This window comes from Corynebacterium sp. (genome assembly GCF_030826625.1).
Lineage (GTDB): Bacteria > Actinomycetota > Actinomycetes > Mycobacteriales > Mycobacteriaceae > Corynebacterium.
Genome location: NZ_JAPJNQ010000013.1, coordinates 14,970 through 36,065, shown reverse-complemented (window position 1 = coordinate 36,065; position 21,096 = coordinate 14,970). Strand labels below are relative to the sequence as shown.

Annotated in this window: 23 protein-coding genes and 1 tRNA gene; 9 read left to right on the top strand and 15 right to left on the bottom strand. The window is 58.9% G+C overall.

The window, feature by feature from the left end; translation table 11 throughout:
- Positions 1-383 precede the first annotated feature (383 nt).
- Positions 384-1,766 carry a glutaminase gene (locus RCH87_RS03060; RefSeq protein ID WP_306515283.1) on the bottom strand — a complete coding sequence of 461 codons (1,383 nt, stop codon included), beginning with the start codon at positions 1,764-1,766 and terminating at the stop codon, positions 384-386.
- 114 nt (positions 1,767-1,880) lie between these two features.
- Between RCH87_RS03060 and RCH87_RS03055 the strand changes: the two genes are divergently transcribed.
- Positions 1,881-2,498 carry a nicotinamidase gene (locus RCH87_RS03055; protein WP_306515282.1) on the top strand — a complete coding sequence of 206 codons (618 nt, stop codon included), beginning with the start codon at positions 1,881-1,883 and terminating at the stop codon, positions 2,496-2,498.
- Positions 2,499-2,583: 85 nt separating this feature from the next.
- Here RCH87_RS03055 and RCH87_RS03050 read toward each other — a convergent pair whose 3' ends face one another.
- Positions 2,584-2,865 (bottom strand): DUF3618 domain-containing protein, encoded by a 282-nt coding sequence (locus tag RCH87_RS03050; RefSeq protein WP_306515281.1) that lies wholly within the window; start codon positions 2,863-2,865, stop codon positions 2,584-2,586.
- 148 nt (positions 2,866-3,013) lie between these two features.
- Here RCH87_RS03050 and bcp point away from each other — a divergent pair, with 148 nt between their 5' ends.
- Both bcp and RCH87_RS03040 read left to right on the top strand, forming a co-directional pair.
- Positions 3,014-3,484 (top strand): thioredoxin-dependent thiol peroxidase, encoded by a 471-nt coding sequence (gene bcp / locus RCH87_RS03045; protein ID WP_306515280.1) that lies wholly within the window; start codon positions 3,014-3,016, stop codon positions 3,482-3,484.
- Positions 3,485-3,559: 75 nt separating this feature from the next.
- On the top strand, positions 3,560-4,180 hold the full coding sequence (locus tag RCH87_RS03040) for a TetR/AcrR family transcriptional regulator (RefSeq protein WP_306515279.1): 621 nt from the start codon (positions 3,560-3,562) through the stop codon (positions 4,178-4,180).
- Here the strand turns inward: RCH87_RS03040 and RCH87_RS03035 are convergent.
- From RCH87_RS03035 to RCH87_RS03020, 4 genes are all read right to left on the bottom strand, one after another.
- Positions 4,177-4,587, bottom strand: coding sequence for a holo-ACP synthase (locus RCH87_RS03035; protein WP_306515278.1), 411 nt, complete (start codon positions 4,585-4,587; stop codon positions 4,177-4,179). The two genes, RCH87_RS03040 and RCH87_RS03035, sit on opposite strands and share 4 nt — an antisense overlap.
- Positions 4,588-5,253: a dethiobiotin synthase gene (bioD, locus tag RCH87_RS03030; RefSeq protein ID WP_306515277.1), complete on the bottom strand. Its 666-nt coding sequence runs from the start codon at positions 5,251-5,253 to the stop codon at positions 4,588-4,590.
- Positions 5,250-6,671, bottom strand: coding sequence for an adenosylmethionine--8-amino-7-oxononanoate transaminase (bioA, locus tag RCH87_RS03025; RefSeq protein WP_306515285.1), 1,422 nt, complete (start codon positions 6,669-6,671; stop codon positions 5,250-5,252). Before bioA ends, bioD begins: the two co-directional genes overlap by 4 nt.
- Before the next feature lie 127 nt (positions 6,672-6,798).
- Positions 6,799-7,701, bottom strand: a complete 903-nt coding sequence (locus RCH87_RS03020) for an SPFH domain-containing protein (protein WP_306515276.1) — start codon at positions 7,699-7,701, stop codon at positions 6,799-6,801.
- A 268-nt stretch (positions 7,702-7,969) separates the two neighbouring features.
- Between RCH87_RS03020 and RCH87_RS03015 the strand changes: the two genes are divergently transcribed.
- Entirely contained in the window at positions 7,970-8,806 is an 837-nt protein-coding gene (locus RCH87_RS03015; RefSeq protein WP_306515275.1) for an SDR family oxidoreductase, read from the top strand.
- A gap of 101 nt (positions 8,807-8,907) precedes the next feature.
- A complete protein-coding gene (locus tag RCH87_RS03010) occupies positions 8,908-9,519 on the top strand; it encodes a bifunctional 2-polyprenyl-6-hydroxyphenol methylase/3-demethylubiquinol 3-O-methyltransferase UbiG (protein ID WP_306515274.1) in 612 nt (203 codons plus the stop codon).
- Between the two features lie 475 nt (positions 9,520-9,994).
- Here RCH87_RS03010 and RCH87_RS03005 read toward each other — a convergent pair.
- Positions 9,995-10,076, bottom strand: a tRNA-Leu gene (locus RCH87_RS03005).
- A 72-nt stretch (positions 10,077-10,148) separates the two neighbouring features.
- On the opposite strand from RCH87_RS03005, the gene RCH87_RS03000 reads away from it, so the two are divergent.
- A complete protein-coding gene (locus RCH87_RS03000) occupies positions 10,149-10,586 on the top strand; it encodes a hypothetical protein (RefSeq protein ID WP_306515273.1) in 438 nt (145 codons plus the stop codon).
- On the top strand, positions 10,586-10,948 hold the full coding sequence (locus RCH87_RS02995; RefSeq protein WP_306515272.1) for a DUF3817 domain-containing protein: 363 nt from the start codon (positions 10,586-10,588) through the stop codon (positions 10,946-10,948). Before RCH87_RS03000 ends, RCH87_RS02995 begins: the two co-directional genes overlap by 1 nt.
- Positions 10,949-10,976: 28 nt before the next feature.
- On the opposite strand, the gene RCH87_RS02990 is transcribed toward RCH87_RS02995, so the two are convergent.
- The 7 genes from RCH87_RS02990 to clpS form a co-directional block, all read right to left on the bottom strand.
- Entirely contained in the window at positions 10,977-11,618 is a 642-nt protein-coding gene (locus RCH87_RS02990) for a non-canonical purine NTP pyrophosphatase (protein ID WP_306515271.1), read from the bottom strand.
- Entirely contained in the window at positions 11,618-12,439 is an 822-nt protein-coding gene (gene rph / locus RCH87_RS02985; RefSeq protein ID WP_306515270.1) for a ribonuclease PH, read from the bottom strand. The genes RCH87_RS02990 and rph overlap by 1 nt, the downstream gene beginning before the upstream one ends.
- Before the next feature lie 75 nt (positions 12,440-12,514).
- Positions 12,515-13,288 (bottom strand): MBL fold metallo-hydrolase, encoded by a 774-nt coding sequence (locus RCH87_RS02980; RefSeq protein ID WP_306515269.1) that lies wholly within the window; start codon positions 13,286-13,288, stop codon positions 12,515-12,517.
- Between the two features lie 69 nt (positions 13,289-13,357).
- Entirely contained in the window at positions 13,358-14,206 is an 849-nt protein-coding gene (gene murI, locus RCH87_RS02975; RefSeq protein WP_306515268.1) for a glutamate racemase, read from the bottom strand.
- Between the two features lie 40 nt (positions 14,207-14,246).
- A complete protein-coding gene (locus tag RCH87_RS02970; protein WP_306515267.1) occupies positions 14,247-14,957 on the bottom strand; it encodes a rhomboid family intramembrane serine protease in 711 nt (236 codons plus the stop codon).
- Between the two features lie 174 nt (positions 14,958-15,131).
- The gene (locus RCH87_RS02965; protein ID WP_306515266.1) at positions 15,132-15,665 is read right to left on the bottom strand and encodes a DUF2017 domain-containing protein; all 534 of its coding nucleotides are present in this window, start codon (positions 15,663-15,665) and stop codon (positions 15,132-15,134) included.
- A gap of 127 nt (positions 15,666-15,792) precedes the next feature.
- Complete coding sequence (clpS, locus tag RCH87_RS02960; protein WP_306515265.1) at positions 15,793-16,128, bottom strand: ATP-dependent Clp protease adapter ClpS; 336 nt, start codon at positions 16,126-16,128, stop codon at positions 15,793-15,795.
- A 111-nt stretch (positions 16,129-16,239) separates the two neighbouring features.
- Here clpS and RCH87_RS02955 point away from each other — a divergent pair, with 111 nt between their 5' ends.
- Positions 16,240-17,559 (top strand): nicotinate phosphoribosyltransferase, encoded by a 1,320-nt coding sequence (locus RCH87_RS02955; RefSeq protein WP_306515264.1) that lies wholly within the window; start codon positions 16,240-16,242, stop codon positions 17,557-17,559.
- Positions 17,560-19,611, top strand: coding sequence for an ATP-dependent DNA helicase (locus RCH87_RS02950; RefSeq protein ID WP_306515263.1), 2,052 nt, complete (start codon positions 17,560-17,562; stop codon positions 19,609-19,611).
- A 48-nt stretch (positions 19,612-19,659) separates the two neighbouring features.
- Here RCH87_RS02950 and serB read toward each other — a convergent pair whose 3' ends face one another.
- On the bottom strand, positions 19,660-20,964 hold the full coding sequence (serB, locus tag RCH87_RS02945) for a phosphoserine phosphatase SerB (RefSeq protein WP_306515262.1): 1,305 nt from the start codon (positions 20,962-20,964) through the stop codon (positions 19,660-19,662).
- Between the last annotated feature and the right edge of the window lie 132 nt (positions 20,965-21,096).

Below are 21,096 nucleotides of genomic sequence, written 5' to 3'. Positions count from 1 at the left end.
GCAACTGACTCTTAATCAGTGGGTTCGGGGTTCGATTCCCTGATGGCGCACAATACAAGCAGGTCAAGTGGTTGTGAATTCAATCACTCGACCTGCTTCTTCGCTATATTGGCCAAAAAATGGCCCAAAATTAGGGGTTATGCGAGGATTATACGACAAAAGTGTGTCTGGTCGGGGCGTCGATAAGAGTATGGTCCCGTTTTGCAAATAGGCACCCTGAAACCGGAGTTTTTCGTTCACTATTTGCAAAACGGACCACAGGCATGATTACCGGCAGACACATATTCCAGCGATGGGCTAAGCGGGTTAAGAATTAAAAGTGTCCGCAGCCTCGGCCGACGAAGGCTGCTGCAACGACGCCATGCGCATCGTCACCGCCCTGCCTAACGCTGCGGGTCGGTTTTCTCCGCAGAATCGTCCCAGTCTTCCCAGTTATCGGGACGCTCCGGCTGGTCTGGATCCGGGCAATCGTCGTCATGATAGCGATCGTCTTCACGCTCTGTAGCAAACGGCGCGGATTCCTGCTCGTTGACGTGAATCTCCGTGCCATCCACCCGACGGTAATCCGGCACGTGGTCGTCCGGGTCAACAATGGAAATGCGGAAGCCTTTTTCTTCTAACAGGTGCATACCCTCTTTGAGCAAATACCTGCCCATTTTGCGGATGCCCGAGACACGCGTCATATCGAAAATAACGTGGTCCCCGGAAATCTCGTGCTGCGAAAGCTCATACAAAATAGATTCCGCAGAATTGAAGTTGATCATGCCTTGCAGCGTGACGACGGTATCTTCCTGGTATGTCACAATCGAGCGCACCGCATCCACACCGGCGCGATCATCGGCTGCCATCAAGTGCAAGCCCATATCCTGCGAAAGCAGTTTGAAAATCCGCACACCACGCACGGAATTACCGTATTCGTTCAGCCGCGGCGAATACGACGCAAAACCCAACTGGCCCGGCAGCGTACCCAGCAGACCGCCAGAGACACCAGATTTTGCCGGGATTCCCACGTGCGCCATCCAGCGACCAGCTTGGTCATACATGCCCGCCGAGCTCATCACCGCCAGCGTCAACCGGCACACATCCGGATCCAACACCCGCCGACCATTCAGCGGGTGCTTACCGCCGTTGGCCAACACAGCAGACATAAATGCCAGGTCGCGCGTGTTCACGATGATCGAACACTGGGCGGTATAACTGACAACCGCATCGTGGGCATCATCCTGAATAATGTCGTAATTACGCAGCATGTGCGCCAGCGACAAGTTGCGATCCGCGTATTTCAGCTCGGATTCGCACAAGTCATAATCCACCCGCAGCTGCCGGCACGCCATCTCGGAGAGGAAGGAGCGAATCATTTCGATACGGTCTTCCACCGTGGCTTCCGTGCCACCAATCAGCTGGGTTACGGCAATCGCACCCGCGTTAATCATTGGGTTTACCGGACGGTGGCCTTCTCGGTCCAAAGAAAGCTCATTGAAGGCCTCACCCGATGGTTCCATGCCGACGATTTCGCTGACGACATCAACGCCGTGCTCCTGCACAGCCATGGCGTACACGAACGGCTTAGAGATCGATTGGATGCTGAATTCCACCTCTGCATCACCGGCACTGTAAATATGCCCGCTGGTAGTACACATCGCTGCACCCAAAGCATTCGGGTTTTTATTCGCCAATTCCGGGATATAGTCGGCATTCGCGCCTGCGTCTTTGTAGCGGACCTCGTCCAGGATGGTGTCGAGGTAGGAAGAAATAGGTGCTTTCACAATCACTCTCCTGGAAAATTCAATCGAAAGCTAAAACAGCGGCAAAATCCTGTGCCAGAATACGCGCTCCACGCCCGTGAACAAACAGCCGGGAGAATACTAGACTGGAAAAGTATGAGCGACAACACTGATACCCCAGAAAACACTGCGCACACCGCCCTGATCGTCGTCGATGTGCAAAACGATTTTTGCCCAGGAGGTTCCCTGGGCACGGAGCGTGGCGACGACGTTGCAGCGCGCATTGGCACACTTGATACCAGCGCTTACGACCACGTGGTAGCCACCATGGACTGGCACATTGATCCCGGCTCGCACTTTGCCCCGGAAGGTGAAGAGCCCAACTTCACCACCACATGGCCAGTACATTGTGTCGCTGATTCCCACGGTGCACAGCTACACCCCGGTGTTAGCGAAATGAAATTCGACGAGATCTTCCGCAAAGGCGAATACACCGCCGCATATTCCGGATTCGAAGCAACCAGCGACGGCAGCGCAGAGAGCGGCCAAGCCGAAGAAGGCCTTGCGGACTGGCTCAACAGCCGCGGTGTCGGCCAGATTGACATCGTTGGCATCGCTACTGATTATTGCGTGCGCGCGACGGTGCTGGATGCATGCAAGCAAACAAAAGCCCGCGTTCGCGTGCTGCGTAATCTGTGCTCTCCAGTAGCTGAAGAAACAGAACGCAGCGCTATCGAAGAGATGCGCGACGCGGGTGCGGAGATCGTCGACTAGCCACTGCCGAGGAAGCTGGCGACGGAAGTGCCGAGGAAAGTTGCCGGGCAGACCGTCGTCAAGCGGGCAGCCAGCCGTCGTCAAGTTAGACGTCGTATTCGACGATCATGCGCTTGAGCTCTTGAATGTCCTTTTTACGCTGACGGCCCTTAAACACGTTGAAGGCAATGCCAGCGGCAACCACGGCACCGATACCTGCCAGGACTTTTTGCACCTGCGGGTCCTGCAACTTTTCCAGCATGTTGGACTTGGCATCGTTAACTAAGTTGGAAGGCTTGGTGCGCTGGGCAAGCTCGTCGAGCGTGCCTGCCAGCTGCTTACGGGTGCGCTCAATATCACGCTGAATATCCTCAATTTTACGTGCCACGTGCACTCTCCTATTAGTTCACTGCTCACAGTTGCTGGAAAACCCGTAGTAGACCTACACAGTTTCCTCTTATTTGTGTTAGCTAGTCTACGTCACACTACCCGCCAGCGCCTACCCGGCGGCACGGGAAGCCGGTATGGTGTTAGGCATGAGCAATATTCAACTTGGCGTAGGAGATGCTGCACCCGATTTCGAGCTGCCCAACGACGAGGGCGGCATCACGAAACTTTCGGATTATTCACGCGTTTTGGTCTATTTCTACCCCAAGGCCAACACCCCAGGTTGCACCAAGGAAGCATGCGATTTCCGTGATTCGCTCGGCCAGCTCAACGAGCTCGGCATCGACGTCGTCGGGATCTCCCCGGACAAGCCGGAAAAACTCGCCGAGTTTAAGAAAGATCACGACCTGAACTTCCCCTTGCTTTCCGACGTCGACAAGAAAGTCATGGAAGCCTACGGCGCCTTCGGTGAGAAGAACAACTATGGCAAGAAGGTGCAAGGTGTTATCCGCTCGACGTTCCTCGTCAACAACGGGGCGATCTCGCTAGCGCAATACAACGTGAAAGCCACCGGTCACGTCGCTCGCGTGGTGCGTGACCTGCCGGATCTCGAGAGCTAAACTCACCGGGGCCTGCGGTACATTCCGCGGCCCTGCAAGCAGCGACTTCACAAGACAAGGCGGGTTTGCAAGCCGATGTCAGAAATTCTGGTGCCGCGGCGTCGGCCATCCCAGGCGCGTAGTCGGGAGCGTTTTCATCGCATCCTGCAGGCTGCGCGCAGCGTGCTTGTCGACGTCGGCTTTGAGTCTTTCACCTTCGATGAAGTCGCCCGGCGCGCCGAGGTGCCGATCGGCACCATCTATCAGTTTTTTGCGAATAAATACGCGATGATCTGCGAACTTGATCGCGTCGATACCGCGGAAACCGTCGGCGCGCTGGAATCTTTTTCTGCGCAAATCCCGGCGCCGCAATGGCCGGAGGTGCTGGAAGGTTTTATTGACCACATCGCGCAAATGTGGAGCGAAGACCCTTCGCGTCGTGCCGTGTGGCATGCGATCCAGTCCACCCCGGCCACGCGTGCTACCGCCGCTGATACTCAGCAGGAGATGCTGGCGATCATCGCCCAAGCACTGCGGCCGCTGGCACCAGAAATGGATGAGGCCGCACGCGATGAACTTGCCGGGCTTCTGGTGCACACGGTGGTCTCGTTGATGAACTTTGGTGTGCAGGGCGATAACGCAGCAGCTTTTGCCCGCACCGTGGATGAGACCAAGCGCATGCTGGTCGCCTATTTGTTCAGCGTAGCGACGATTTAGCCTGAGGAATACAACACGCAGGTCGCGCTCGCATAGTCGCCATCGTGGCTGATGCTGATGCTGTGCTCGAACTCGCCGATGCTAGCGGTGAGTTCTGCTGCTAGCTGCGGGCTAAAATCCAGCGCGAGCCTGCCCCAGCGATCCGGGCGCACCGTGATCGCCGACCACACGATCTCTTCTTCCCGCAACCACGGCGGGCTGCCATAACGCGCCTGCGCCCACGCTTTGATAAAGGCCTCTTTCGCGGCCCAACGCCCAGCCAGATGCACATATTTCCCATGCGCACTACCCCTTGCGCTGCGCCATTCAAAATCGCTAAAGACCCGGCCGAAACTCGAACCGGGAGTCTCTAATTGCTGTCGCAAACCAGGCACATGCACCAGATCAGTGCCGATCGATACCCGCATTTATTGCAACCCCGCGACCGTATGAAACATAGGCACCCCAAGCTTGTCGACGCGCGCCCGGAACTCTTCCGGGCTAGCCGCACCGATGCCCGTCGGCAAGCTAAACCAAAGGTCGGTGCCGGTCACGCGCGGTAGTTCCTGCAAATTCAGGCTCGTCGCCAGGTCGGGGTTTTCGGGTAGTGCCCCACCGATCAACCCGGCTACTTCAATGCCTGCTGCCTCGGCGGCGCGCACGGTCAGTTCTGCCATGTTCAAACTGCCCAACCCGGTGCTGGTGACCACCACGATTTTCTCACCGAGATCCTTCGCTAAATCCAGAACCGTGAACTCCCGCCCGGTACGGTCCGTGCCCAGGCGTACCAGCAGCCCGCCGGCGCCTTCGACTAGGCAGACTCCATGTTCTGCACGGTAATCCGAGATCCACTGCCCCACCTCATCGCGATCAGCTTGGGCCATCCCGGCGCGCGCGGCAGCCAGGTTCGGTGCCAATGGATCTGGGTAGCGGCGATACGTAGCACCCGAAACACCGGAGAATTTTTCGATCACCGCTGCATCGTCATCGTCGCCGGTCTGCAGGGGTTTCAGCACTGGTTGTTGCCAGGCCCAGCCCAGCGCAGCTGCCGCGATGGTCTTGCCGACGCCGGTTCCCGTCCCCGTAATGATCATGGTTGTAGCTCCTCTGCAGCATCACGACCGCATGCAGCAACGATGCGCGCTATCGCCTGACAAATCTTGGCAACCTCTGCGCCGCTGCAGATATACGGCGGCATCGTGTACACCAATCTGCCGAAGGGGCGGATCCACACCCCAGCATCGAGTGCGGCTTGGGTCGCGATCGCCATGTCCACGTCGCGTTCCATCTCTACGACGCCAATCGCTCCGAGCACCCGCACATCGGCCACACCGGGTTGCTCGCGCAGTGAGCTAAGCCCGGCTACCAGCTCAGATTCAATGCGGGCGACTTGGGCATGCCAGGCACCTTCGCGGACCATCGTGGTCGCTTCTGTAGCCACCGCACACGCGAGCGGATTCGCCATAAACGTCGGGCCGTGCATCAACGCGGCAGGCTGCATGGTTTCTGCGACTTCTTGGGTGGCAAGCGTAGCCGCCATCGACATGAATCCGCCGGTCAGAGCCTTGCCTACGCACAAAATGTCCGGGGTGATGCCGGCGGCGTGCGTCGTGAAGAGGTCGCCGGTGCGCCCAAAACCAGTGGCGATCTCGTCGGCGATAAGCACGATGCCATGACGCGTGCACAATTCTCGGATGCCGACGAGCAATTCGTGATCATGAAAACGCATCCCGCCGGCGCCCTGGACGACGGGTTCAATGATCATCGCGGCGACCTCATCGCTCATGGCTGCTTCCACGACCCGCAGATATTCTTCCCGCTGCTGCGCGGTGGCGCCGCGAGTCGGCGGTGCTGGCACGAAGATCTGCTCTTTCAAGGTCCCGCTCCACAGCGAGTGCATGCCACCGTCGGGATCGCACACGCTCATCGCTTGGAAGGTATCGCCGTGATAGCCCGAGCGCCAGGTCAACAACTTGGTGCGCTGGTTTTGTGGGCTCGCAGATGCAGATGCACCTGCCGCACCCCGGGCATATTGCAGCGCCATTTTGATGGCGACTTCCACTGCCACCGAGCCGGAATCCGAATAAAACACCTGCTGGTAGCGGTGCTCGGTCAGTTCCAGCAAGTTGCGGGTCAGCTCGGCCGCGGGTTGGTGTGTCAGCCCGCCGAACATCACGTGACTCATCGTGTCGATCTGGCGCTGGGCAGCGGCGACTAGCCGTGGGTGTGAGTGCCCAAAGCACGCAGCCCACCACGAGCTCATGCCATCGATGACCCAGTGCGAATCATCGTGCAACTGCTGCTGCGACTCGTCGGCAACTGAGTCTGTATGTGCGCCGTCAACGTCGCCAGCCCGGTTGTCGTCGACAAGCTCCAGGTACACACCATCGGTGGAGCGCACCACGCGGGTCGGTGCTCCGGGTGCCGCGTAGGGATGCCAAATGTGTTGGGCATCAATAGCGGAAATCTCGCGTGCACTTAGTTCCTGTTCCTGGTCGCGCGCAACAGACACAGCAGACACAGCAGATGCGTTGGACGCGTGAGACACGTGAGATGCATCGGACACGTTGGACCCGTTGGACACTGTTATTATCCCCTGCAAACTTTCAGCTATTTATCTCGGTTGCTTTTCGCTCGCGCTACTTATCCCCGTCGGCACTGAGCTTCGACGAATACAACACGTTACGCATGCCGTCGAAAAGCTCGCCCATGCCTCCGGGGTTATTCGGCATGAACATGATATTCGAGGAGCCATTGCCAGCGACATCGACCATCGCGTCCAGGTACTGCGAGACCAACATGAGCACCTCTGGTGATTCTTCAATTCCGGCCGCACGCAGTAATTCATACTGTGCCGCAATACCTTCGACGATTTCTTTACGCTGGTCAGCAACACCACGGCCCTGCAGACGGCGGGCCTCAGCTGCACCTTCGGCTTCTTTGACCATGCGGATCTTTTCGGCTTCCGCCTGCGAGACGGCGGCATCACGCTCACGCTGGGCGGCGTTGATGGCGTTCATCGAATCGCGCACCTTGGCGTCTGGTCGAATATCGGTAACCAGGGTGTTGACGAAGTGCCATCCGTATTCCGCCATGTTGTCGCGCAGCGATTCCGCAACGTTGCGGGCGATATCGTCCTTGGAGGAAAACGACTCATCCAGTTTCATACCCGCTACCGACGAGCGCACGTTGTCCTGCACATAAGCAATGATCTGCTGCTCGTGATTGGACAGCAGGTAGTAAGCCTCGCGCTCACGGCCTTCGACGACTTGGTATTGCACGGCGACCGGGATCTGCACGAAGACGTTGTCCTGGGTTTTGGTCTCCACCATCACGTCCAGCTGCTGCACCTGCAGCGAAATCCGATCTCGCACTCGGTCGACGAATGGGATCTTGATGTTCAGGCCCGCGTGCGCGACGTGGTGGAACTTGCCCATGCGTTCGATGACGGCGGCTTGGCGGGTTTGCACCGTGAAGATTGACGACGTGGCCGCCAGCAGCAGCAATACAAGAATGATCCCTAGTGCAGAAATTAAAAACATGAGCGCAACCTTTCAGTCTCACGCCGGGTGCTGTCACGTGCTGGGTACAGCACGGTGCTGCACGCACGTGATCAGACACGACGTTGTCAGACGCTTCCTTCGATTTATCTGTAATTCTTATCTTTCCACGCCTCAACAGTTTTGGCACCCGCTGCCGTGAACGCCACTAACACATGACAAAACGCATCACTATTCGAGGCTTGTGTTAACATTCGAGCCTTTTGTTAGGTCGGCCACAAGTCAGGGGTAATTGGCGTACCCTGTGAGCATGAGTTCAGCACAGCACCACTCGACCAGCACACAGACTGCCACTGCCACCGAACCGGCCCGCGCCACGCCAAAGAGCATTTTCGTTTCCGGTGGCGCGACGGGTATCGGCAAAGCCGTCGCCACGAAATTCCTGGATGCTGGGTGGGTCGTCGGCGCCTATGACATCGACGGCGACCGCCTGGAGCAATTCCAATCCGAATATCCGCAACTGATCATCGGGCACCTGGATGTCACCGATGCGCAGCAATGGGAAGAAGCCCTGTCACATTTCACTTCCTACACCGGCGGCACGCTGACGGTACTGGACAACAACGCTGGCGTGATCGGTTTTGGCGATATCACTGACCAAGACCCCGACCTCATCGCAGCACAGATCACCATCAACTGCACGGGTATCACCTTCGGCGCGCGGGCGGCGCACCAGTATCTACGCAAGACTCCGGGCGCGCACCTGGTGAACATGGGCTCGGCGAGTTCCATTTACGGCCAGCCGCACATCGTCCCGTATTCGGCCTCGAAATTTTATGTGCAGGGTTTTAGCCAGGCGCTCGATTTGGAGTGGGAAAAAGACGATATTCGCGTGGTCAACATCATGCCGTTATGGGCGAAAACCAAGCTGGCCAGCGGTGATGCGGAATCGATCAAGCGTTTGGGTGTGAATCTCACCCCGGAACAGGTTGCAGACAAAATCTGGCAAGCCGTGCATCCTTCCAACCGACTGATCCGAGGCCGCATCATGTATTCGGTGGGGATGCCGTCGTTGCTGATGCGTTATAGTGCCCGGTTTGCCCCGTCGATCGCGGTGCGGTTTATCAACAAGCTGATCGCACAATAGCGAAAACTGCAACAAGCTGGAAGCACAAGCAGTAACAACTAGAAGCACAGGCCCCGCCCAAGGCCTCGCGTAGCCGCGTTTCCCAGCACTATAATGAGGTCATGCCTACCTGGAATGACCTCACCCGTAACAACCCGTCGCATTCAGAAAACTACGCTGCGCGCTGGAAACGCTTCGTCGCAGAAGGCAAAGACATCGACGGCGAAGCCCGCTTTGTCGACGCATTAAGCCCGCGTGAGGCAAAAATTCTCGATGCCGGGTGCGGCACCGGGCGTGCCGGCGGCCCATTGATTGAACGCGGCCACACCGTCGCCGGAATCGATCTGGACCCGGTGCTTATTAACCATGCAAAGCATGATTTCCCGAAAGGCGAATGGCACGTCGGCGATCTCGGCTCTGCCACGCTCTACGAACAACCAGAACTGGGACATCTGCGCGACAGCTTCGATGTAGTTTTTAGTGTCGGCAACGTGCTTGGCTTTATCGACCCAGCTGATCGGGAAAATGCCATCGCGAATCTCTATACCCCGCTGCGCCCAGGTGGTCGCGCAGTGCTCGCGTTTGGGGCGGGTCGTGGTTGGGGGTTCGGAGAATTCCTAAATTCATGCACCGAGGCCGGCTTCGCACAAGACCTGCTGCTTTCCAGCTTCAACATCGAACCGTTCGATACAGACTCCGACTTCCTCATCGCAGTTTTGCGTCGTCCGCGGTAGCAGCCGTGTGCGCCTAGCGAAAAATAATTATGTTGGTTCAAACATGATCAGCTTTTTTCAAGTATCCCCAGGGCAGTATCCCCTGAACAAAATTTGGAAACATTGGATACGGAGAGAGGAAGAGGTGAGCTAGATTGAGCCAATTACCGGCAGCTAATGCCCACCAGCAAAGCCCGGGACACTTCACTTTGTCGCATATCCCGCATATCTCGCGCTCTTGCTTCTTCACCTGCTTAGCCCATCGCCGGTAATCATGTCTATTGTGTCTTTTTTACAAATAGTGGACGAAAAAGGCCGGTTTCAGGTGGCCTATTTGTAAAAAAGACACAATACGCTGGTCGACGCCCCGACCAGACACATTTTTGACCTAGTTTGACCCAGAAACACCCTAAATCAGACCAAACGAGACTAAACGCAAAAACAGAAAAATCCCCCGCTACCAGGAGTTTTATCTGGTAACGAGGGTGTAAAACTGTGCGCCCGGTGAGACTTGAACTCACACGTCCGAAGACACTGGAACCTAAATCCAGCGCGTCTGCCAATTCCGCCACGGGCGCTTGCGAAAACTTAGTTTAGCGCACACCACCGCAACCGCCAACTTCGGCCACCAGTTAGGTAATCTTGAGGCCGTGAAGGACTCGCAGAATGACAAGCGCACCAAAATTCGCGTGCGGTGGTGGCACCTCGTCCTGCTCGCCATCGTCGTCATTTGCTTCTTCGGCCTCGCCTGGTGGCAGTGGACCCGATTCCAATCCGGCTCTGGAACCTTCCAAAACCTCGGATACGCCCTACAATGGCCGCTCTTCGCCGGGTTCGCCGTGTTCGCCTACCGCATGATCTTGCGCTACGAAAACGAAAAACTAGCCGAAGAAAACGATTCCGAAACCGACAACCAGCCGTATGTCGCAGACAAACACAAACTGGAAAAAACCGTCACCGCCGTCGACGAAGACTTCCTGCCCACCCGACGCAACGACAACGTCGCCGAGTTCAATAGACTGGCAGACCCGGCAGCGCGCCGTCGACAAGCACATCAGCAGCACCCTACAAAGAAAAAGGACAGCTAGTGAGCAAGCAAAAAAACATTAATCCCGAGCGTCAAAAACGCGTACGCACCGCGCTGAGCATCTTTTCGACGCTGGCATTTGTCACCGGTTTCTTCCTGCTGTTTTTGGTCGGGCGGATGTTCTGCGAATACATCCTGGGCCTGGAGATCCCCACCTGGGCAACCTTCATCGGCGTCGCCCACGGCTGGGTCTATGCCGGTTTCGTGCTCAGCGTGATCAACCTGGGATTGAAAGCCCGCTGGGAGCCGGTGAAATGGTTGACCACTGCCCTATCCGGTGTGGTGCCGTTTTTCTCCTTCTGGATGGAGGCGAAACGCCGCAAGGAAATCACCACCGAATTTCAGCTTGCCGACGTTCGCTAGCAACGGCCACGCCGTGACCGGTCGCTGATTAATCCAGCAAGTCCACCAAAACCGGGACCAGCTGCGCCAATGCCTTGCCACGGTGCGAGGCAGCATTTTTTTCGTCCGGGCTCAGCTGCGCAGAACTACGTGCCTGGGCAATACTGCCGGCGCGCTCGATTTCTGTGTCCGGGACGAACAGCGGATCATAGCCAAAACCATTCTCCCCGCGCGGGCTACGCAACAACTGGCCTTCCCAGCGGCCTTCAACCACGTGCTCCTGCCCATCCGGGGTCACCAATGCGCAGACAGACACGAAGGCGCACGAACGGCGCTCATCCGGGACGTCGGCAAGCTGGGCCAACAGCAATTCATTATTAGCGGCATCGTTGCCGTGCTCACCACACCAGCGCGCCGAGAGCACACCCGGCATACCCGCCAGCTCGTCGACGGCCAGGCCGGAATCATCCGCGATGGTGACCAGCCCGGTATTGCGTGCCCCGGCGCGGGCTTTGATCAGGGCGTTATCGGAGAACGTGCGACCATCTTCCACGGGTTCGTCGTAGGCCGGAGCATCCGCGGTGCCGATGACTTCAATGTCGCCGCGGCCCGCCAAGGCCTCGTTATCGGCGACGATACGCTGCAGCTCAGCGAGCTTTTTCGAGTTATTTGATGCGAGCAGGATCTGCACTAGGCATCACCGCCCTGCGAGGCATCGTGCGCGTCTGCTTGGGCACCGGCATCGGAGGCACCGGCACCGACGGCACCACCGGCACCGCCGATTGGTTTCGCCAACGTCGTACGCTGGGCCTCGATCAACTGGTAACAGCCTTGTTGTGCCACATCGAGCATCTCGTCGAGTTCATCGCGGCCAAAGACACCGTTTTCACCAGTGCCCTGGATTTCCACGAAATCACCGTGCGCATCCATGACCACGTTGAGGTCCACCTCGGCGCGGGAGTCTTCTTCGTACGGCAAATCCAAGCACACATGGCCGTCGATGATGCCCACCGAGATCGCCGCGATGGGGTCCAGCAGGGGCTCGCCAGGCACCACGCCTTGTTCCTGCAGGACGGCAATCGCGTCGGCAAGCGCCACGTAGGCACCAGTGATCGCAGCAGTGCGGGTTCCGCCATCGGCCTGCAAGACGTCACAGTCCAGGTTGATGGTGTTTTCGCCCAGCTCACTCAGGTCTACCGCAGCACGCAGCGCACGCCCGACCAAGCGGGAGATCTCGTGGGTGCGGCCTTTGACTTTGCCACGCATGGACTCGCGCGGCATGCGTTCATGGGTGGCAGAAGGCAGCATGGAATATTCGGCGGTCAGCCAGCCTTCGCCGGAGAATTTCTTGAAACGCGGCACGCCTTCAGAAACAGAGGCGGTGCACATCACGCGGGTATTACCGAATTCCACCAACACCGAACCAGCGGGGTTGGAGGTGAAACCGCGGGTAATGCGCACGGGGCGTAGTTCGTCGAGGGCACGTTGATCAGCTCGCTGAAAATCAGACATGACAGCAAGCATACCCGCGCTGGATCGGGTGCTGGATCGGGTTCTGGACCAAATGAGATCGAGCTGCCAGCCCGCCTAAACCTCGTATTCGTCGCCAGGCCGAGCCACCGAGACCGGGCCGTCGTAATACTTTTGCGCAGCCTGCACCGTCGCAGCTTCATCGCCCCAGGGTTGCAGATGGGTAAGCACCAATGCTTTGGCGCCAGCTGCGGTTGCTAATTCGCCGGCATCAGCTCCCGACAAATGCATTCCGGATATCTTGTTTTTCGCGGTCGGCCCCCACGCGGCCTCGCACAAAAAATAATCGGCATCGCGGGCGCATTCCAGCAAGGCATCGGTATACGCAGTATCTGCCGAATATGCGATCACCTTGCCCGTGGTGTGATCAGTAATGCGCATCGCGTAGGTTTCGGTCGGGTGCACAGTGCGATACGGGGTGATCGTGGCCTGCGCAAAAACCTGGTCCACCCCGTGCTCGAAAGGCTGAAAATCGAAGGTATCGGACAGGTCATCAACTTCGTCGAGGTTATTACCGCTCATCCGCCCCAGGTGCGTCACGGTGTGTTGCGGGCCGAGCAAACGGTGCCGCTCGGTGGCATGTCGGGTGGGGTGAAAACGACGCCAGACCATCAGCCCTGGAAAATCACTGCAATGATCAGCATGCATGTGGCTGAGCACCATATGGCACTGCCCTGGTTCAACGAGCTCTTGCAGCGCGGCGAACACCCCGGAACCAAAATCCACGATGATGGGCGCGGCGGAAGGATCAGTAAACGTCAGCAAGTAGCCACTGGCCGGGTTTCCCGGCGAGGGCACCGATCCCGAGGATCCAAGGACTGTGAGTTTCATGATGTCTATCCCAGTTGCATCACAGTTGCCGGTCATGCAGCGGCAACTTCTTTCTATAATCCTTTTAGTTTATGCCTTGCCGACGCCTGGTGCAGATTGAGTGACCTCGCCCACGCCCAGGCCGAGAAAGCGCTGGGAAAGCTCCGCAAATTTCTCCGGATCGCCCGTGGACTCAAAAACCCGCTGTTGATTTTTCCCACTGGCCAGCAGGTCGAGTTCCGTCAGTTGCCGCAGCACGTCTTTAGCGGTTTCTTCTGCCGACGAGACCAAGGTGACATCCTCGCCGATCGCCAGCTGGATGACGCCAGACAGCAACGGATAGTGCGTGCACCCAAGCACCAGCGTGTCGACGCCGGCCGATTGCAGTGGTTCCACATAGCCTTGCGCAACCCCCAAAATTTGGCGGCCAGAAGTAATGCCCCGTTCGACGAAATCCACGAACGACGGGCAGGCCACCGCCCGGGCACTGACCGCCGGGTTGAGACGGAACATGTCTTGGTAGGCACCGGATTTCACGGTTCCGCTGGTGCCAATAACGCCAATTTTGCCGTTGCGGGTGGTAGCCATCGCGCGGCGCACGGCGGGTTGGATGACCTCGACGATGGGCACGTCGTAGCGCTCACGGGCATCATGCAAAAAGGCCGCAGTGGCGGTGTTGCAGGCGATGACCAACATTTTGCAGCCGCGGTCGACGAGCTCATCGGCAACGCGTTGGGCATGGCTGCGCACCTGCGCGATCGGTAGGGGGCCATATGGGCCATTGGCGGTATCGCCGATATACAGCACCGATTCATTCGGCAGCTGGTCCATGATCGTGCGCGCAACCGTCAGCCCGCCGACACCGGAGTCAAAAATCCCAATGGGTGCTTCAGGGTCAAGCCGGGTGGCATTGTTCGCGGTGGTATCGGTAGTGCTCACGCTTGCGTAGTGTAGTCGCTACCGCTTGACGACGACACGCCTACTTCGCGTTGCGCACCATGAACCCGGCGACAACGCCGCCGATGAATCCGCACAAGTGCGCCTGCCAGGAAACCCCGGGCATCGTCGGAAAGATCCCCCAGATCAGACCGGAATACACACTCGCGATGACCACGCCGATAGCCAGTTGGCCCAGACTACGGTTGAAGATGCCGCGCACCAGCAGGTAAGCGAACCAGCCGTACAGCACGCCGGAAGCTCCGATGTGCACGGTGCCAACCCCGCCGATCAGCCACGTGCCCATCCCTGCGACCAGCACGATGATCAGCGTGGATTTCAGCCACACATAACGCCCGGAAGCAGCAATAAAGAACGTGAAGAACGCGCCGGGCACCGTATTCGAGATCAGGTGTGCGAAGTTGCCGTGGATCAGCGGCGCGGTAAATACTGTCCACCAGGCGGTGGTATCCAGCGGATGTACGCCATAGGCAAGCAAGGATCCGCCCAGGACAAATTCGTTGGCGATGTGCACAGCCCAGATCACGACGACGTAGGTGGTGGCGTAACCCATGCCGGTTTTCAGCCGGTGCCCCACCCCAACGCGCGCGGGGTTCGCACCACCGCGTTGCGCTGGCACCTGAGAATTCAGTGGCGCTGGTGAATTGGATAAGCCGGGGTTGTGGGCACCGGAATAGTTCGGATTGAACTGGCGGAAATTGTCGCGGGGTGGTCGGCGGAAGCTTGGTTCCATCGGGTGCGTCGTCTCCTCGTTATCTGCGGCTGCTACTCGGCGCCGGTGGCTGTTACTCTGCGCCGGTGGCTAAACGTGCATACGTCGGCAGGTCATAGCCGGGTTCGGCATTGACCACCGCATCCACGATGATCGCGTACTCCAACATCACGTACTCCGGCCTGTATCCCGCGACTAATCTTCCAGCATCGCGTTGAGCAGGGAATCCTGGTTATACGCCAGCCATTCCACCAACGCGTCGCGATCGGAAATCAGCTCGGAAACTTTCTTGTCCGTATTCGCCAAATACAACCGCGCGTCGTTCAAGCCTGCCACAAAAGCATGCACCTCGGATTCGTCCAAGGTGATCTCGACGCCGTCGTTAACTTTCTCCGAAACCAACTGCAGGTTCTGCAGTTTGGCACGCGCAATGTCATTTTCGTGCAACGAGCGCAGTAGGGATCGATCGCCGTCGTATTCCTCGTCGCCTTCGCGCTGGAAATCTGGGAACAGCCGCGCCAAAGCGGGATCTGTTGGGGCTTCTTTGTGGCCGGATGGCATGTCCATCATCTCGGCCAGCTCGTCTTTCGGGGCAGACTGCGCACGCGCGATGATCGCTTCGACGACCGCGGCGATGATATCGCCCATCGCTTCACGTTCGATGGGATCCAGCACGGTCTGGAATTTCGGGGTGCGTCGCAGCCCTTTCTTCTTGCGCCACGGTTGCATGTCTCGAAAGCTCCTTAGGTAATCAACGGGTAATCAGCGGGTGCGGGCTGGGAATCTGGGCTAGCCAGCTTGAGCGCTCGGGCTAGGAATCTGCACTAGCCAGCTTGAGTGCTAGCGAGCTTGATTTTTAGCCAGCCTGCTGCATCGTCGCCCACAGCCCGGCGGTGTGCAGCTTTTTTACGTCAGCTTCTACTTTATCGCGCTCGCCAGAGCTCACCACGGCTTTGCCTTCAGAGTGCACCTGCATCATCAACTCCTGCGCGCGGGATTTCGAATACCCCAGCACGGTTTGGAACACGTAGGTCACGTAACTCATGAGGTTGACGGGATCATCCCAGACGATGCACATCCACGGCAGATTCGCACTGGTAGCGACCTCAACGTCGACTTCCTCATCCAACTCCGGGCTTGCCATCGGGCTGGACGCGGTCACGTTCATAGCATCAGACATGCGCGTATACATGCCAGCCATTCTACTGTCTCTACCCCACGATTTCCGGACGCGCGCACCAGCTACCGTCGACAAGCAGGCCAGGGCCCGTCGACAAGCAACCCGGGTGTATCCTTGGCGGGTGTGAATTCTTTGCAGCCCACCGGCGCTTCGACCGCACTCTTGACAGATAAATACGAGCTGACCATGCTCGAAGCCGCGCTTGCCGACGGCACCGCCCACCGCAAGGTCACCTTCGAGGTTTTCACCCGACGCTTGCCGACGGAACGCCGCTACGGCATCGTCGCTGGTACCGCCCGTGTGCTCGAGGCTATCCGCGATTTTCGCTTCACGGAAGCCCAGCTGGAACAACTGGATTTCTTGCAACCAGAAACCATCGAATACCTGCGCAATTACCGCTTCAGTGGGCAGGTCGACGGCTACCGCGAAGGCGAATTGTATTTCCCGTCCTCGCCTATTTTGACGGTGCGCGGCACGTTTGCCGAATGCGTCGTGTTGGAAACCGTCGTGCTGTCGATTTTGAACGCTGATTCTGCCGTGGCTTCTGCGGCTGCGCGTATGGTCTGTGCTGCTGATGGCCGTTTCATGCTGGAGATGGGCTCACGGCGCACCCACGAATATTCCGCGGTCACCGCCGCACGCGCTGCCTACCTGGCAGGTTTTGATGCCACCTCGAACCTGGAAGCTGCCAGCCGTTATGGCATTCCCGCGCAAGGTACCGCCGCCCATGCCTGGACACTGCTGCATGTCGACGACGACAGCCAGCCCAATGAAAAGGCAGCTTTTGCTGCCCAAATCGCCCGCCACGGTGCAGGTACGACGCTGTTGGTCGATACCTTCGATATCACCCAAGGCGTGATCAACGCCGTCGAAGCCGCCGGAACCGCACTCGGGGGTGTGCGCATCGATTCTGGTGACCTAGGCGCGCTGACCCGCCGGGTGCGCAAACAACTCGATGAACTTGGTGCGAGCGAGACCAAGATCGTGGTTTCTTCCGACCTCGATGAATTCGCAATTGCTGGTTTACGCGGCGATCCCGTCGACGTGTTCGGCGTGGGTACTTCCGTGGTCACCGGTTCGGGCTCTCCTACCGCTTCGCTGGTGTACAAGCTCGTGGAAGTCGAAGGCAAGCCTGTCTCGAAGCGCTCGTCCGGCAAGGTATCGGACGGCGGCACGAAAGCCGGGCTGCGCACCTACCGCGCCACCGGGGTAGCGATCGAAGAAATCATCTATCCGTTGGGTAGTGCCACGCCGGAGCATTCAGGGGCAGAAACCTGTGAATTGACGATCCCACTGATCCGCGACGGTGAAATCGTCGACGGTTTGGATGATCTGCAAGCCTCCCGCGAGCTCGTTGCCGCTGGTATTGCCAGCCTGCCGTGGGAAGGTTTGGCGCTGGGCCGGGGTGAACCCGCAGTTCCCACCCGTTTGGCTGGTTTTTAGATGGCAGACAACCCCTTGGGTGCTGCAGCCGATGCCGCAAGCACCGAAAAACTCCTGGCCGCTGCGGTCTCGGGTTTTGGCGGCTCGGACCGTCCCGGGCAGCGCCGCATGGCCAACGCCGTCGACAAGGCCTTAGGCTCTGGGCGTCACCTCGCAGTGCAGGCCGGCACCGGCACCGGCAAATCACTCGCCTACCTGGTGCCAGCATTTCGGCATGCCCAACAGACCAATACCTGCGTGATCGTCTCGACCGCCACGCTTGCCCTGCAACGCCAGCTCATCGAACGCGACCTGCCACGGTTGGCAGATAGTCTCGAGCCCGTCATGTCGCGTCGGCCGACCTTCGCCATCATGAAGGGCCGCTCGAACTACCTGTGCATGAACAAAATCGCACAAGCACAGCTGGAACCAGAACTCGCCGCCGACGCAGAACAAGCCGAACACGAAGCCGACGTCGCCACCCCGTCGACAAGTGGTACGAGCGCCGGACGCGGCAGCCCAGAACCGATCACCTGGCTCGGCAAACAAATCGCCAGCCTGCACGACTGGGCCCAAGAAACCGACACCGGCGACCGCGATGACCTCGACACCAGCGTCAGCGACGCCGCCTGGCGCCACGTCTCCGTCAGTTCGCAAGAATGCCTCGGCGCCGCCCGCTGCCCACACGGCGTGGAATGCTTCGCCGAACAAGCCCGCCAGGCTGCCCGCGAAGTCGACATCGTCGTCACCAACCACGCGATGCTCGCCATCGACGCCATCTCTGAGATCGATACCCTGCCCGAACACGACTGCGTGATCATCGACGAGGCCCACGAGCTCGACGCACGCATCACTTCGGCCACCACCGCGGAGCTCTCCCCGCGCTCGCTGACCTTAGCCGCCAATCGCGCCGGGCCGCTCGGTGCAGAGGGCAAGGATTCGCGCCTGAAGGATCTCGCCGAACAATGGCGCATCACTACCGAAGCGCTTGACGACGGGCGCTGGACCGATCTTGACCACAACGCCGATTCTGAGCTCACGGCGATTGCGGACACGCTGAATTCACTGCGCGCGACGTTGAAAGACGCGCCGGAAGGCGAGGCCGCGAACGAGCCAGAGACCGCAGCCGAGCGCAATAATCTGCGCAACCACTTGGCGACCTTGGAAGAAACCGTGCACCGGATCCAGGAAGTCTTCGAAACGGACGATCCCGCCGCACAAGACGACGTCGTCTGGCTGGAACGAAACGACCGCTACGGCGATACCCTGCAGGTCGCGCCACTGTCGGTGGCGGATTTGCTGCGCGATCGTCTGTTCGGCGAAAACACCGTGGTGCTGACGTCAGCGACCCTGACGCTGGGTGGTCGCTTCGACGCGATGGGCGCGCAATGGGGGCTGCCGAAAGGGAAATGGGACAGTTTGGATGCGGGCACACCGTTTGATCCGGCGAAGTCTGGGATCTTGTATGCCCCGCGGCATCTGCCCCAGCCGGGCCGCGATGGTCTGGCCGCCGAAACCTTGGAGGAGATGCGCGAGCTCATCATGGCCGCCGGTGGGCGCACGCTCGGGTTGTTTTCTTCGAAACGGGCCGCAATTCAGGCTGCCGACGAGCTGCGTCCGAAACTACCCTTCCCGGTTTATGTGCAGGGCGAGGATTCGATTGGGGCGCTCGTCGAAAAGTTCAGCGTGAAAGAGCACTCGGTATTGTTCGGCACCTTGACGCTGTGGCAAGGCGTGGACGTGCCGGGTAAGGCGTGTTCGCTGGTGATCATGGACCGGATTCCGTTCCCACGGCCGGATAATCCGTTGTTGCAGGCGCGCTCGGAGGCGGCCAAGGCTGCTGGGCGCAATGGTTTTATGGAAGTCTCTGCCACCCACGCTGCGCTGCTGATGGCGCAGGGTGCGGGCAGGCTGTTGCGCTCTGCCACCGACCGTGGCGTCGTCGCGGTGCTCGATAACCGCGTGGTGACGAAACGCTACGGGCAGTTCTTGTTGTCCTCGCTGCCGCCGTTTTGGCGCACCCAGGATAAAAAGACCGTGCTGGGCGCGCTCAAGAGGTTGGTGCAGGGCTAATCGCTGGGACGGCTGGGTGCTGGGCTCGGCGCTGGTACGAGCAGCTAGTCAAGGCTGATCCGGGCTAGTTAATGCGACACGGTGGTAGCTGCCGTCTTCGCGATCCGAGGTATCAATCTCGGTGCGCGGAATGCCCATGATATAAAGCACCTCATCCAAAAACGGGTGACTCACGGCCGTATCGGCGATTTCACGCAAAGCCGGTTTCGCGTTGAATGCCACGCCCAGACCAGCAGCAGAGATCATGTCGATGTCATTGGCACCGTCACCGACTGCGACGGTTTGGGCCATCGTCAAGCCAGAATCTGCAGCAAATTCGGCTAAGAAGTTCGCTTTTGCTGCCCGGTCAACTACAGGCCCGATGACCTGCCCGGTGAGTTTTCCCTCCACGATCTCCAGGGTGTTTGCGCGGACGTAGTCCAGTTCGAGCTCTTCGGCGAGATCTTCCAAGACCTGAATAAACCCACCAGAGACCACTGCTGTGCGATAGCCCATACGGTTCAGCGTGCGAAGCGTGGTGCGTGCGCCCGGGGTCAATTCGATGGCATCGGCGACGTCCTGCACCACCGATGCGTCCAACCCAGCCAACGCCTTCACACGCTCGCGCAAAGATTCTTCGAAATCCAATTCACCGCGCATCGCCCGCTCGGTCACCTCGGCAACTTCTGCCTCACGGCCTGCGTGCGCTGCCAACATCTCGATAACCTCTCCGGTGATCAAGGTGGAATCGCAATCGAAGCACACCAAGCGCTTACCGCGGCGTGCCAGCCCGGCCCGCTCGATGGCAATATCTACGCCCAGGTTGCTGGTCAATTGTGCCAATGCGCCGCGGAGGTCTTCGCTCGCACCGGGCGCGGGGTTGGCCACGGACACGAAAATCTCCAGGCCGGTCACCGGGTAATCGGCGATGCCGCGGATGCGGTCGATGTTTGCGCCGTGGTTAGCCAGCGTGGCGCCGATCGCGGACACCGACGCTGCCGTCACCGGGTTACCCAAAACCACGACGACGTGCGTCGAGCGTGGATCCGGCAGCAGGTTTTCGTCTTCGGTTCTGTATTCAATGGTGACCTGCTGGCCCAGCGGGTGCAGCGCCGTTTCTAGCGCCGTCGATAATTCCGCGAAGTGTTCATCGGCAATGCCAGTAAACGCTGCGAGCTGCAGGTGGCCCAGGAATTCTGATTGCTGCACATCGAGTAATTGCACGCCATAATTGGCAAGCACACGGAAAAATTCTGCGGAGACACCTTTTTTGTCTTTACCACTGACGATGATGACTGCGCTGCGCAAGCCATCTTGGAGACGAACGGTGGGTTGTGCGGCATCGCTGGGCACTGCGGTATCAACTCGGTTCACAGTTAGGTCCTTGAATCTTTCTCTGCGGGCGGATAACGGAGATCTTCAGTGAAGATAACCACTGAAGGGGTTGTGCTTCCGGATATGAGAATAAGCGAAACCCCCGCCGCCCACTAGGAGTGGATGGGCGCG